Genomic DNA, 13,410 nt, shown 5'->3' on the forward strand with positions numbered 1-13,410 from the left:
AGGCATCAGCACCCTCTTGGAATCATAGCGGCCTCGGCCACTCAACCCTTTTCGGGACGGGCTCTTAGGGTCGATGCTCACTCTGCCGCCGTCTTGTTGGAAGCTGAACCGTGCAGAAAGGCTTCCATGGCGGCAATCGTCTCCTCAGGTGCACTCAGGTTCGGGCAGTGGCCCGTCGCCTGCATCAGGACGAACTCACTGTCCGGCAGGTTCTGATGCACGTAGTGCCCAACCGCCTCGGGTGCAATCACGTCCTGCGAGCACTGGAGGATGAGCGCCTTGGTCTTCACCTTGCGCAGGTCAGCGCGGTTGTCCGAGAGAAATGTCACACGGGCGAAGTGCTTGGCGATGTCCGGATTGGTGCGGCAGAAGCTGTTGGTAAGTTCCTCGCCGAGTTCCGGCCGCTCCGGGTTGCCCATGATCACCGGAGCCATGGCGCTCGACCAGCCGAGGTGATTGCTGTCGAGGGAATCCAGCAGACCCTCGATATCCTCCTGCGTGAACCCACCCACAAAATCGGCATCATCGATGTAGCGTGGTGAGGGGCCAATGAGCACAAGACAATCGAACCGCTCCGGCTCCCGGATGGCAGCGAGAACCCCGATCATGGCACTGACCGAGTGTCCGACGAAAATGACATCCTTGAGGTTCAACGCGCGGCAGATCGCCAGGACGTCATCAGCATAGCCTTGGAGGGAATCGTATCGTGCTTGATCGAAAGCGGCAGCATCGGACTGCCCGTGCCCAACATAGTCGAAGAGGATGATCTTGTAGCGGTCCTGGAAAGCAGGGGTAATGAACCGCCACATGTTCTGATCGCAGCCATAACCGTGGGCAAAGATCATGGGCTGCTCGCCCTGGCCCAGAATCTTAACATTGTGTCGGACCAGAATGGAAGGCATGGGCACTCGATGGAATTCCACAGACTGGTTGGGAGGGTTGGCTCGTCAGGTTACCGGTCTCTCGAGCTGTGTCTACTCCCATATCGACATTCGGGATCGTACGTCAGCCCCTCGGCATTGCGTAATAAACTTACGAGTCCTGGATCCTGTGTTCAAGGTTTGAGTCAAATCACGAAGGTCCCGATCGGGTCAACTTCCGCAAGGTGCTGGAATCGGTGGTACAGGGTAGACTCCCACATCGAAAGCTGCCGGGGGCGACATTCGGAACTTGCACCGCCGCTCCTTGCAAGTTCTTTAGATCGATCTTCGTTGATCATTGTCGAATGGAACAGGATCATTGCACATGTTCCAGATCGTCGCCCGAGATCTACGCCACAGGGGCTTCGACAATGCACACGACGCCGGTGGGAGGAAAGGCAATCGTCACCTGTCCATCCAGATCCTGCGCCAAGGTGCGCTCGATGAGACGCGACCCAAAGCCCCGCCGACTCGGGGCGACCACGGGCGGCCCCCCGGCCTCCGTCCAGCGCAGAGTCAGCCGCGGTGGCGCGGTTCCATTTTGCAACTCCCATGACACCTCGATAGTGCCGGTCTTGTTGGACAGTGCCCCGTACTTCACTGCATTGGTCGCCAGCTCATGCAGCGCCATCGCCAGCGCGAGCGACATGCGCGGCGTGACCCGCACATGCGGCCCCTTGATGTGGAAGCGGCTCTCCTCCGAGATCTCGTAAGGCTTGAGAGCGTTGGCGACCACTTCAACCAGATCGGCGCCCTCCCAACTTTCGCGGGTGAGCACGTCGTGGGCTCGGGACAGAGCCAGCAGCCGCATCTCCAAAGCCTCGCGCGCGTCCGTTTTCGTCTCTGCGGTGCGCAAGGTCTGCGCCGAGATCGACTGCACGGTCGCGAGCGTGTTCTTGACCCGATGGTTCAACTCGTTGATGAGCACCCTCTGATGCTCGGCTGCGCGCCTTTCCTTCTCGAGCGCCGCCCTCAGCCGCTCCTCACCTTCGTGCAGATCCTCCAGGCGGGATCGCGCCTCATATTGCCGAAGCCGTCCCCGCAAGGCGGAACGGGCTACGCTCACCAGCGTGCCGGCATGAAAGGGGCGTTCCAGAAACACCACGTTGCCGAGGATCTCGGACAGACGCGCCAGGGCCGGATTTCGCTCAACCCCACCGCCACGACGGGTGAGAAGCACGAAGGCGAAGTCGGACCACGGCGGTTGATCCGACAGCCATTGGGAAAGCTCCTTCAGATTAGTGGTGCGGAACGCCTCATCCGTGACCAGAGCAAAACCCGCACCTTGCGCGATCTCGCGCAACAGTGTCGGAAGGTCGGGGCAGATCTCGGCCGCAATTCCCGCAGCTTGCAGGATGTCCGCCGCAACAGCCGCATCCCGTCCGTGCGGAGCCAGGATGAGCGCCCGCCCCGAACGGGACTGGGGTGTGTCGCTCATGCTCAGCGGTCTTCGAGCAGCCGGGACCGGTTGCCCTCGGCCAGGACCGGAGTGCCGCGTAGAACCCCCTGGAAGCCCGTTAAGGGCTCTCCGACGGCAATGCCTTTGGTGTCGATCCGGATCTCGCGGATGGTGTTCTCGTGCGTGCCAAACCGTTTCTTGATGACGGAGATCGCCCGCCGAACCTGGCCGAACGCCTCGAAGTAGCGCAGCAGGATGACTGTGTCGGCGAGATAAGTGACATCGACGGGCGACTTCATGTCGCCGACGAGTCCGTGCTGGGCCACGGTCAGGAAGGTCGAGGCCCCCTGCCGGTTCAGGTACTGCAACAGCTCATGGATATGCAGAGTCAGGAATTGCTCATCCGGCATGGCGGCTTGATAGCCGTTGAGGCCATCGATCACGACCGTCTTGACGCTGTTGCGATCAATCCTGGCCCGGACCCTGTGGGCGAACTCTCCTGGTGAGAGCTCGGCGGCGTCGACCTGCTCGATAAACAGGTGACCGCTGGCGCACAGCGCGTCCAGATCGATGCCCATCAGCCTGGTGCGGTCCTTGAGCAATCCAAGCTCTTCGTCGAAGATGAACAAGGCCGCCTTCTCGCCCCGTGCGGCGGCAGCGACGGCGAACTGGACAGCCAGCAGGGACTTGCCTGCCCCCGCAGGTCCCATGATCAAGGTACTGGAGCCCTGCTCGATGCCGCCGCCCAGGAGTGTATCGAGCTCACCAATGCCGCTGGTGAGCACATGGCGGTCAAAGCCTGTCTTGTGCTCGCTGGAGATAAGACGCGGAAAGACCTGCACACCCCCTTCGGCAATGATGAAGTCGTGGAAGCCACCCCGGAACGACTGGCCACGATACTTGATCACTCGCAGGCGGCGGCGCTCGGCGCCGTAGTTGGGCGTCAGCCCCTCCAGGCGGATGACGCCGTGGGCGAGGCTGTGAACGGTTTTGTCATTCGTGTCGGTGGTCAGGTCGTCCAGCATCAGCACCGTCGCGCCCTGCCGGGCAAAGTAGTGCTTCATCGCCAGGATCTGACGACGATAGCGCAGGGAGCTTTGCGCCAGGAGGCGGATCTCGGACAGGCTGTCGATCACGATGCGGACCGGCTGGACTCGGTCGATGGCCTCGAACACGGCCTTGGTGGTCTCACCCAGCTCCAGATCCGACGAGTAGAGCAGGCTTTGCTGGTGCTCGTCGTCAAGGAGGTTCTCCGGCGGCACGAGTTCGAACACCTCAACATCGCCGCCGATGGTCCAGCCATGTGACGCGGCTCCTTCGCGCAGCTCCTGCTCGGTCTCCGACATGGTGATGTAGAGCCCGGTTTCTCCGATCTTGGCTCCTTCGAGCAAGAACTGGAGCGCGATGGTGGTCTTGCCGGTGCCGGGGCTGCCCTCCAGGAGATAGACGTGCCCGGGGGACAAGCCGCCGACGAGAATATCGTCCAGCCCCGCAACCCCGGTCCGCGCTTTCGGGGAGGGTTGAGGCTTATCGGTCATGATGAAGTCCAATCTCTTGCTGAAGAGCGGCCGGAAGGGTGTGTGTCGGGATCAGCCCGAGCACGTCGGCGAGCGCCTGTTCGGCGTGCCAGAGGTCGTACTGTTGCTGGCGGTCAAGCCAGAAGTGCGGTGTCGTGCCCGAGAGACGCGCCAGACGCGTGGCCATCTCGGGACTGACGGCGGCCGTGCCGGCGAGAACCTTATGAAGCGTCTGGCGTGCGATGCGAAGCTCGCGGGCGGCTTGGCTGACGGAGAGATCAAGGCCAGGCAGGATCCGGTCACGCAGGATCAAGCCTGGATGAGCCGGAACTGCCGGAGGGGTGCCTCGGGAGGCTTTCATGATCGATCCTTGATGCTACACCTGTAGCGTTATGGGCGACAGGCCACCGAAAACAAGGGCTGCCGCTGATCTAAATATGATTGCTCCATCAAATCCTTCAGGAATGTCCGCTCGTCCCTCGTCACGCGCGGCCCAAAGGTCGGCTTGGGGTCAGGCAACGAAGTTCGCGGACCGTGAGGAAGGTCTGGTTACGCCAGGATTGCTGCCTTCAAGCGTAGGCCTCAGGAGTGCCAAAGGCGGACCTCGGACGAAGCAGCATAGGATACTGAGGTTTGAACCCTAATGGCCCTACCATCAATCCATCCTTCGCCGTGCCTATAGCGTCAGCCGGCTCAGGCTCGTTACAGGGCGGATACAACCTGAACCTCTACAATTTATCCAAAGTAGTGCTACCGAGCGCTGTGACCGCGAGCGATGCAGGATCGTTCAATCGAGGGACGACAGCTCCGAATACCGTGGCATCAGGCTGGTAGAGCAACCCGAACTGCGTGGCTGCTTGCTTCCAGCCCACAAGTGCTTTGGAAAGGGAGAAAGAACATGTCCAGCACCATTACTCTTCTTGCTTCTGCCGCAGCCCTGGCTCTCGGCATCGGCGCCGTCTCAGCCAAGGCGGCTGGCGAAGAACCCGTCAAGTCCGTCATCCTCGTCCATGGCGGCTTTGTGGACGGCTCCGGCTGGCAGAGCGTCTATAGTATCCTGAAGAAGGACGGCTTCGATGTTACTGTCGTGCAGAACTCTACGACCTCGCTCGCCGACGATGTAGCTGTAACGAAGCGCGCAATTGCGGCCGCCTCGGGCCAAGTGATCCTGGTCGGGCACTCCTACGGTGGTGTTGTGGTGTCCGAGGCAGGGACCGACCCAAAGGTTGCTGGCCTTGTTTACATCGCGGCCTTCGCACCTGATGCCGGAGAGTCGGTCTCAAGCTTGATTGCGAACCCGCCGCCTGGTTCCCCCGTGCCCCCAATCCTGGCCCCCATGGACGGGTTTCTCTTCCTCGATCGGGCCAAGTTTTTTGACTCGTTCGCCGCGGACGTTGACGTGGAACTCGCATCCTTCATGGCGGCTTCCCAGGTCCCCTGGGGCGTCGCCGCGCTGAAAGGAAAGGTGAGCGCGCCAGCGTGGAAGGGGAAGCCCACCTGGTATCTGGTGGCGACTGACGACAAAATGATCCCGCCCGCTGCCCAACGTCAGATGGCTGAGCGAGCGGGAGCCATCACCGTGGAAACGCCAGGCAGCCATGCGGTCTATGTCTCAACCCCCCAGGTTGTGGCCGACCTGATTGCCCGTGCTGCCGTCAACGCCGGGCTCCAATAGCCTCCCGTCTGGGCACTGGCTTATCCGGCGCCCAGATCCATTTTCCAACCGAATTGCAGGATCGTTCAATGCAGACCTAACTCTCTCGTCCAATCCTTCTCTGTGAGGCGCAGATCGAAGCAATAGGGACGAGGTACCCTGCATTGCGCTGCCATGTTAGGAATGGGGTGTCACGAGACGGAGGAGGTCGCCATGAGCCTCAACCTGCGATTGGTTGAAGTCGCCACGGTTCCAATTGGGCTGCCTCGCAAGACGGACAGAAAGCTTGCCGTCCGGGGGCTCTCAAGCTCTCGGCTGATCTCGGCTGATGTCTGCTACGGCTTCAAGTCTGTCGAGAGCAATGCAGAGTTTCCGAAGTGGGAAGACGCCTACAGCATTGGCGTGCGCTTCAACGATGAAAAGAGCGACGTCGTCATGGACGGCCGCACCATTTCGCGTCCGCACCGCAGGGGCGAGACGCATTTCCTATACGTGTCGGGCTTGGAGCACATCGACTTCACCACACCTCGCCATACGGTCGAAACCATCCTACAGCGGAGTTTCATGCGCGAGATCGCGGATGATCTCGAAGTGCCGCACGTGACGCATCTGGGCAAGAGCCTCTATCATGTGACGGACGATCCGGTCCTTCGCCGTCTCGCCCTGCGGATCTATCCCTACTTCGACGCACCAGAGACCATTGACCCGCTATTTGCGGATCACTTTATGTGGAGCCTCGGGATCTATGTATGCGCTACCTATGGAGATCTGGCCATGCGTCGTCCGGTCAGAGGCGGCTTGAGCACATGGCAAGAGCGGCTGGCGAAAGAGGTTATGGAGACCAGCGTGGTAGGTGGCATCGGACTGGCCGAACTCGCGAGCCTATGTGGACTGCGGACGAGCCAGTTCGCTCATGCTTTTAAGCGATCGACGGGCATGGCGCCCTATCAATGGCTTCAACGACGCCGCGTGGAGCGGGCGAAAGATCTCCTCACTTTCCGCGACACCTCCCTCGCGGACATCGCGTTGACGTGTGGCTTTTCCGACCAAAGCCATCTCACCCGCACGTTCGCACGCCTCGTCGGCACTACGCCGGGAGCGTGGAGAGCAACGATCCATTAAGAGCTCCGGCGCGGATAATTCGTAATGAAGGTACCGATAGAGCACGCTAGGTTTAGGACATCCCCGACGCAGACGATGACTGCTTTGGGTCAGGTAGTGAAATTCGTTCACTGACAGGAACATCCGATGTTCCTGTCCAAAGCGGAAATTCGCCCACCGTCCGGAACGTGCCAGGAACCGACCTTCCTTCCAGGCAGAACGTACGTCAAATCCGGAGTCACCGTCTCTTCGGGCAATGCCTCCTAGGAGCCGGGAAAGCACCGATCCGTATCCACGACAGGGTGGAAGTGTGCGACCAGCTCCGTCTTCAATCCTTGGCGAGTCAGTCGCCTCGCCAGGCCCTACTCGGAAATGCTTGATGCAATGGACGAGATCACATCGGATGCTTTGTCGAAAGCCGTGTCCCGATCCGTTATGCGATGGCGACGGGCGATATGATGGAAGTCGTTGTAAACGGTCCACACGGCACCGGTCTCACCCTCCGAAACCAGCAGCCGGACCGGCCAGTCGATCCCTGCATCTGGGTTGGACGTAATGAACTGCGAGCCGAGTGCCGGATTGCCGAACACCAGGAGCGTCGACGGCCTCAGCTTGATCCCGGCCTCGGAGGCGAGCTTCGATTGGTCGACCGCGAGGAAGAACATGATGCCTTTCGCCGCAATGTCCTGCTTGATCCGGTCGATGGTCTCGTTGAACGGGTAAGCGCTCTTGACGCGGACGAGCCCGTTCTCGAGCACCTGGTGGGTCGAGTCCTCCGCCCTTGCACCGACGGGCACGAGGGCGAGGGTGAACGGGATGAGGGTCGCTGCGGCGAGAGCTGCGATGCGGGCTGTCATGGATCGGTCCTCCTGGTTGCCGCTCACGCGCTGTTCGTGAGCCATGCCGCAAGCATGAGGCCATGCGTTCTCCGCCTGAAATTCCGAATGGCTTTCAAGTCCATATCCTCAGGCTATCGTCAGCCGAAGGGCAGACCGTGCGGACGTCAGCCCCGCTCGATCCAGCCGGCCACCCCATGATAGACGGCAGCTATCGGCTCCATCGCAAGCCGGTATTTCACCTGTCCTTCCGTTGCCATGACCATGGCTCGTGCGGACGCCGTCGTGGCGCCGCTCCACGAATGGAGGAAACAACCGATGACCACCCGAACCACGATCAGCGTTGCCGCGGCCATGGCGGCGTCCCTCGCCTATGCCGCGGCGACTGCCGCCCATGCGCAGCCCAAGCGCCCACCGACGGCCGACCAGGAAAAGTGCTTCGGAGTTGCCCTCAAGGGACAGAACGACTGTGCGGCCGGCCCCGGCACCACCTGTGCCGGCACCTCCAAGATCGACTATCAGGGCAACGCCTGGAAGATCGTGCCCAAGGGTACCTGCACGACCGTGATGGCCCCCGGCAACCGCATGGGCAGCCTGCAAGCGGTCAACCGCGACCTTCCACCGTCCTGATCGACCTGCCGGGACACAGTTCCGGGCCCAACGATGGACGTACCAAGCGCCCGGGATCCGCTTTGTTTGGGCCCGGGCCGTCATTGAGCACAGGACAGGAGGATGCCATGACTGCACCAGCCTCTCGCACACCTTCCAGCCTCGGGGTGCTTCCCGCACGGGCCGGACTGGGGTTGAAGCCCCGGCATTACGGGGAGATCCTCCAGGCCTTACCCCCAGTCGGGTTCTTCGAGGTGCATGCGGAGAACTACATGGGCGACGGCGGACCGCCGCACCGGTACCTGGAGCGGATTCGAGCCCATTATCCGTTGTCGGTGCACGGCGTGGGTTTGTCCATCGGCGGCGACCAGCCGCTCGACAAGACGCATCTCGCCCGCCTGCGTCGCCTGATCGAGCGCTACGAGCCCGAGTCGTTTTCCGAGCACCTCGCCTGGTCCACGCACGACACCGTGTTCCTCAACGATCTGCTGCCGGTGCCGTACGATGGCCCGACCCTGAGGCGGGTCTGCGAGCACGTCGACGAGGTCCAGGAGACCTTGGGGCGGCGCATGCTGCTGGAGAATCCTTCCACCTACATCGCCTTCGAGCAAAGCGACATGTCGGAGATCGATTTCCTGCGCGAGATCGCGTGCCGGGCCGGCTGTGGGCTTCTTCTCGACGTCAACAACGTGTTCGTCTCGGCCACCAACCATGCTTACGATGCAACAGCCTATCTCGACGCCTTTCCTGTCGAATACGTCGGCGAGATCCATCTTGCCGGGTTTGCCGAGGACCAGGGCGATACCGGGGACCGGCTCCTGATCGATGCCCACGGCACTCCGGTGGCGGACATCGTTTGGAGGCTGTTCGAGCTGACTCTCCGGCGGACCGGACCGGTCGCGACGCTGATCGAATGGGACAATGACGTTCCCGCATTTCCTACTCTGATGACCGAGGCCAGGAAGGCGGATCGCGCCCTGGTAACGGAGAGATACCGCCGCAGGGCCGTGCTCGAGTTCACGTGAGGTCCGTCATGCTGTCGCTGCGTGCGCTTCGGAAGCACTTTTCCCTAGCCTTGCTCGACCGCACGCGTGAGGCCCCGCCGGGGATCCATGCGGCAGGGAGGAACCGGGCCGGGCACCGCTTCAATGTCTACCGCAACAATGTTTTCGTCAGCCTGACCGAGGCTCTCGTGGCCCGGTTTCCTGTCTGCCACGCTCTTGTTGGAGACGAATTCTTCCGCGCCACGGCCCGGGTGTTCATCGAGCTGTCGCCACCCCGCTCGCCTGTTCTCATGACCTATGGCGACGACTTCGCGAACTTCATCGAGACCTTCCCACCCGCAGGCCCAGTCCCATACCTGGGCGATGTGGCCCGCCTTGAGGCAGCGCTGACGCGCGCCTATCACGCGGCGGATGCTTCTCCGCTCACCTTCGATGAACTTGCCGCTCTTGCGCCAAACCGGTGGGACGACACCCATCTCAAGCTACATCCCTCCGTGCAGATCGTGACGTCGCAGTACCCGGTCGTGTCGATTTGGGAAGCCCATACCCACTCGGGTGAATCACCCATGATCGACGGCTCGAACGGAGAGGACGCCCTCGTGGCCCGCCCGGATCTCGACGTGGAGGTCCACCGCCTCCCCCCTGGCGCAGCCACCTTCCTGATGGCGCTCCTGAAGGGTGCAAGTTTGAGGGCTGCCGCCGATGGGGCAGCGGCTGATCCGGATTTTGATCTGATCACCACGTTGTCGGGAATTCTCGCCGTCAGGATCATCGTAGGCATCCACCGCCTGGGACATCAGGGGTTATAGAGCCCAAGCGGGAGGCAGAATCCATCGGCGGCGGCAATCGGAACCTTCGGTGCCGTAACGGGAGCAGTCCAAAGTCTAGCCTTCCGAGGTTTCCACTCTGGAACGACACTCCGGAAAACTCCGATCTTCATGCCTTGGCCGTCAGGCCGCACGCCGTCGGTAGCCCGTTTCGGCAGGTGCCGCAGCCGTATTCGCTCGCGCGGCCCCGATCATGTGCCGGAGCATGTCCAGAACGGTCGTGACTGACGGGTGATCCAGGACGATATCCCCCTGTTGCGACTCGCGCGCCTCCGACGCAGCAATGATGACCGCGCGCTTCCTCTGGTGGTCGTGGTATTCGTCGGCGAGGATCCAGCCATCGATGAGACCTGGCAGGCAGGCACGCGTGTAAAGCCAACCAACCGGCCTGCTCCAGTCGCGCAATGCGAAAAAGGCTTTCTCTGCGGTCTCTGCCGCGGTGACCCGGTGTCCTGCATCCCGCAACCTCTGTGCGAGGGTCTCGCGGAAGATGTGATTGTCGTCCACGACGAGGACATGTTCGGCTTCGCTCGTGCTCATCATAACCTCCTTGCGCCAAGCCTGACCCAAGGGGCTTCGGCTATTTGGTGCAGAGAGGATGGCAGTTGGCGAGCACGAGCGGAAATATCGGTCGGCTTCCGCGATCATAGAAAGGCTCTATGGACCGCGGCATTGATGGCGCTCTCAATCGTGCTGATCCACGCCTCAAGCCGCATGAAGTAGGTTCGGGAGTGGTACCCGACGCGAGCTGTCATTCTGGTTAGCGATGAGTGGAGGTGCTTGGCATCCATCAGGTGAGATCTCCCCTGCTTCACGAGACACCCATGGTCGCAGAATGTCCCATAGCAGGAGGCTATGGGTTCGATGGCTTTCGGGCATTTCAGATCCAGAGCGCCTGGTGGCTTGATGGAGGGGCGTTAGGGCGGATCCATGCACTGCGCCCGAACATCAACAGACAGGAGGACGAGATGCCGCTCCTTACGCCAGTCATCCTGGGCTCGGTCCGCTCCGACAGGCAGGGGCTGCGGGCCGCCCGCTTCATCATCCGTCACCTCGAGGAGCGCGGGTATGAAGCGCCCCTTGTCGATCCCCTTGAGCTGAGCCTCCCCCTGCTCGACCGCATGTACAAAGAACATCCCAAGGGGCAGGCGCCCGAGGTCCTCGAGCGTCTCGCCGAACTCCTCCGAAAATCCGATGCGTTCGTGGTGGTGTCGGGCGAGTACAACCACAGCATCCCGCCGGCCCTGTCGAACACGCTGGATCACTTCCTGGAGGAGTATTTCTGGCGCCCGTCAGCGATCGTCTGCTACTCGGGCGGGCGCTTCGGCGGCGTTCGGGCCGCCATGCAGCTTCGCACCATGCTGGGCGAGATCGGGACCCCGAGCATTCCATCCCTGCTACCCATTCCCGAGATCGGCACGGCCCTCACCCCCGACGGACATGCGCAAGTGCCCTGGCTCGACAAGGCGGCCGGCCGCTTCGTGAGTGAACTCGCCTGGTATGCCGAGGCCCTGCACCGCCAGCGCGCGGAGGGAACGCCTTACTGACCAGTCGGCACTTGGGAACCGGCGGCGCTGGCTGTGTCACCAGTCCATCCAGACAGGATAGCAACCGGCTATGGGATCGATGGCTCCTCGGTATTTCCGGCGCGGACCGGCGGGTGGTGTGATATCGGGACAGGATCGGCATCCTCCGGTCCTGAACCAAAGGAGGCTCCACGATGTCCATCAAAGCTTTGGTCGATCGGGGCATTGCTCTCGCTGACGCCGTTCCCGACAGTCTCGTCTCGCTGATCGCCCGCCTTGCCGCCGGCGGGGTCTTCTGGCGCTCGGGCCAGACGAAGATCGAGGGATTCCACATCAAGGACTCCACGTTCTTTCTGTTCCACGAGGAGTACATGGTTCCGCTGCTCCCGCCCGATTTCGCCGCGTACCTGACGACCTTCTCCGAGAATGTCTTCTCGGTCCTGCTGATCGTCGGTCTCGCGTCGCGCCTGTCGGCGGCCTGGCTGCTCGCCATGACGGCCGTGATCCAGGCCTTCGTCTATCCAGGCGGCTGGCCGGACCACATCCTCTGGGCCACGGCCCTCCTGGTGGTCATCAGCCGAGGGCCCGGCACCCTCTCCCTCGACCACCTCCTGTTCCGCAGGCCGCAGGTCGCCGCTTTCACCCGATGAACCCTTCACGAGAATGCGTCGGAACCCGACGAAAGGAGCCTGACATGAACGAGGTATCTCACACCGGGCGGCCCCGGGTCGTGATCGTTGGCGCCGGCTTTGGGGGGCTGACGGTCGCGAAGGCCCTCGCCGACACACCGGTCGACGTTACGGTCATAGACCAGCGGAACCACCATGTGTTCCAGCCGCTGCTGTACCAAGTGGCGACGGCGGCGCTATCGCCGGCCGATATCGCCTCGCCCATCCGCACGATCCTCAAGGGCCAGCGGAACACGTCGGTGATGCTGGCGAAAGCCACCGGCATCGACACGGACTCCGGCGAGGTTGTGGCGGGAGATCGCCGCATTCCGTTCGACTATCTCGTGCTCGCGACCGGAGCCCGGCATGCCTATTTCGGTCACGACGACTGGGAGGCGTTCGCGAAAGGGATCAAGACGATCGACGATGCCACTGGCCTGCGCCGCAGGATCCTGCTGGCCTTCGAGAAGGCCGAGTTCGAGACGGACCCGGAGGAGCGCAGCCGATTGCTCACCTTCGTGGTGGTCGGGGGTGGCGCGACAGGCGTCGAAATGGCGGGAGCCATCGCCGAGCTGGCCCGTGAGGCCCTGGCGGCCGACTTTCGCTCGATCGACCCGACCCATGCTCGCATCGTCCTGGTCGAGGCGGGCCCGCGCCTTCTGCCGGTGTTCGAGGAGCATCTCTCGGAGGCGGCACGGTGCTCGCTCGAGGAACTCGGGGTCGAGGTTCGGGTCTCGACGGCCGTCACGGGCTGCGATGACGCCGGCGTCTTGCTCGGGGACCAGCGCATCGGGACGCGCGCCATCCTCTGGGCCGCGGGCGTGCAGGCCTCGCTCGCCGGTCGATGGCTGGGGGCCGAAACCGATCGGGCGGGGCGCGTCAGGGTCGCACCCGATCTCAGCGTGCCGGGGCACCCGCAGATCTTCGTCATCGGTGACACGGCCCATGTGCTCGATATGGACGGGAAGCCTCTCCCGGGGGTCGCCCCCGTGGCGAAGCAGGAAGGAAAATACCTTGCCAAGCTGATCCGGACACGGGTTGCCGGGGGCGATCTTCCGCCCTTCCGCTACCGCGACCCAGGGGCGCTGGTCACCATCGGCCGCAAGAGGGCCGTGGTGCAGTTTCGCCGGCTCCGCCTCAGCGGCTACCTGGCGTGGTGGCTCTGGAGCTTGGCGCACATCTACTTCCTGATCGGCTTCCGCAACCGATTGGTCGTGGCGATGAACTGGGCCTGGACCTATGTCAGCCTCCAGCGCGGCACACGCCTCATCACAGGATCCGATCCTGGCCTCGACCAGGTCGCTTCGGAAACAGCGATCACGAAGCCTCACCTGAAGGGAGTGGCGTAG

General features: G+C 62.5%; 14 protein-coding genes. 8 read left to right on the forward strand and 6 right to left on the reverse strand.

Annotated elements, in window-relative coordinates:
- Window positions 1-77: 77 nt before the first annotated feature.
- The 4 genes from KBI52_RS17645 to KBI52_RS17660 all read right to left on the reverse strand — a co-directional run bounded on the left by KBI52_RS17645 (window position 78) and on the right by KBI52_RS17660 (window position 4,197).
- Window positions 78-845 (reverse strand): alpha/beta fold hydrolase, encoded by a 768-nt coding sequence (locus KBI52_RS17645; protein ID WP_305797892.1) that lies wholly within the window; start codon window positions 843-845, stop codon window positions 78-80.
- Window positions 846-1,269: 424 nt separating this feature from the next.
- A complete protein-coding gene (locus KBI52_RS17650) occupies window positions 1,270-2,358 on the reverse strand; it encodes a sensor histidine kinase (RefSeq protein WP_210809062.1) in 1,089 nt (362 codons plus the stop codon).
- A gap of 2 nt (window positions 2,359-2,360) precedes the next feature.
- Entirely contained in the window at window positions 2,361-3,857 is a 1,497-nt protein-coding gene (locus tag KBI52_RS17655) for an ATPase domain-containing protein (protein ID WP_210809064.1), read from the reverse strand.
- Window positions 3,847-4,197, reverse strand: coding sequence for a HigA family addiction module antitoxin (locus KBI52_RS17660; protein WP_210809066.1), 351 nt, complete (start codon window positions 4,195-4,197; stop codon window positions 3,847-3,849). Before KBI52_RS17660 ends, KBI52_RS17655 begins: the two co-directional genes overlap by 11 nt.
- Window positions 4,198-4,734: 537 nt before the next feature.
- On the opposite strand from KBI52_RS17660, the gene KBI52_RS17665 reads away from it, so the two are divergent.
- Window positions 4,735-5,511: an alpha/beta hydrolase gene (locus KBI52_RS17665; RefSeq protein WP_210809068.1), complete on the forward strand. Its 777-nt coding sequence runs from the start codon at window positions 4,735-4,737 to the stop codon at window positions 5,509-5,511.
- Window positions 5,512-5,703: 192 nt separating this feature from the next.
- Entirely contained in the window at window positions 5,704-6,612 is a 909-nt protein-coding gene (locus tag KBI52_RS17670) for an AraC family transcriptional regulator (RefSeq protein ID WP_210809070.1), read from the forward strand.
- A 341-nt stretch (window positions 6,613-6,953) separates the two neighbouring features.
- Here the strand turns inward: KBI52_RS17670 and KBI52_RS17675 are convergent, their stop codons facing one another.
- Window positions 6,954-7,448, reverse strand: a complete 495-nt coding sequence (locus KBI52_RS17675; protein WP_173948629.1) for a DUF302 domain-containing protein — start codon at window positions 7,446-7,448, stop codon at window positions 6,954-6,956.
- Window positions 7,449-7,745: 297 nt separating this feature from the next.
- Between KBI52_RS17675 and KBI52_RS17680 the strand changes: the two genes are divergently transcribed.
- The 3 genes from KBI52_RS17680 (at window position 7,746) to KBI52_RS17690 (ending at window position 9,849) form a co-directional block, all read left to right on the forward strand.
- On the forward strand, window positions 7,746-8,057 hold the full coding sequence (locus KBI52_RS17680; protein WP_210809072.1) for a DUF2282 domain-containing protein: 312 nt from the start codon (window positions 7,746-7,748) through the stop codon (window positions 8,055-8,057).
- Between the two features lie 107 nt (window positions 8,058-8,164).
- Window positions 8,165-9,061, forward strand: coding sequence for a DUF692 domain-containing protein (locus KBI52_RS17685; RefSeq protein WP_210809074.1), 897 nt, complete (start codon window positions 8,165-8,167; stop codon window positions 9,059-9,061).
- 8 nt (window positions 9,062-9,069) lie between these two features.
- Window positions 9,070-9,849: a DUF2063 domain-containing protein gene (locus KBI52_RS17690; RefSeq protein WP_210809077.1), complete on the forward strand. Its 780-nt coding sequence runs from the start codon at window positions 9,070-9,072 to the stop codon at window positions 9,847-9,849.
- A gap of 141 nt (window positions 9,850-9,990) precedes the next feature.
- Here KBI52_RS17690 and KBI52_RS17695 read toward each other — a convergent pair whose 3' ends face one another.
- Entirely contained in the window at window positions 9,991-10,407 is a 417-nt protein-coding gene (locus KBI52_RS17695) for a hypothetical protein (protein ID WP_173948644.1), read from the reverse strand.
- Window positions 10,408-10,835: 428 nt separating this feature from the next.
- On the opposite strand from KBI52_RS17695, the gene KBI52_RS17700 reads away from it, so the two are divergent.
- The 3 genes from KBI52_RS17700 to KBI52_RS17710 all read left to right on the forward strand — a co-directional run bounded on the left by KBI52_RS17700 (window position 10,836) and on the right by KBI52_RS17710 (window position 13,410).
- Window positions 10,836-11,414 carry an NADPH-dependent FMN reductase gene (locus tag KBI52_RS17700; protein WP_173948646.1) on the forward strand — a complete coding sequence of 193 codons (579 nt, stop codon included), beginning with the start codon at window positions 10,836-10,838 and terminating at the stop codon, window positions 11,412-11,414.
- Window positions 11,415-11,587: 173 nt separating this feature from the next.
- A complete protein-coding gene (locus KBI52_RS17705) occupies window positions 11,588-12,043 on the forward strand; it encodes a DoxX family protein (protein ID WP_210809079.1) in 456 nt (151 codons plus the stop codon).
- 44 nt (window positions 12,044-12,087) lie between these two features.
- A complete protein-coding gene (locus tag KBI52_RS17710; protein ID WP_210809081.1) occupies window positions 12,088-13,410 on the forward strand; it encodes an NAD(P)/FAD-dependent oxidoreductase in 1,323 nt (440 codons plus the stop codon).

Origin of the sequence: Microvirga sp. HBU67558, from assembly GCF_018069605.1 — a bacterium.
Classification (GTDB): Bacteria; Pseudomonadota; Alphaproteobacteria; order Rhizobiales; family Beijerinckiaceae; genus Microvirga; species Microvirga terrae.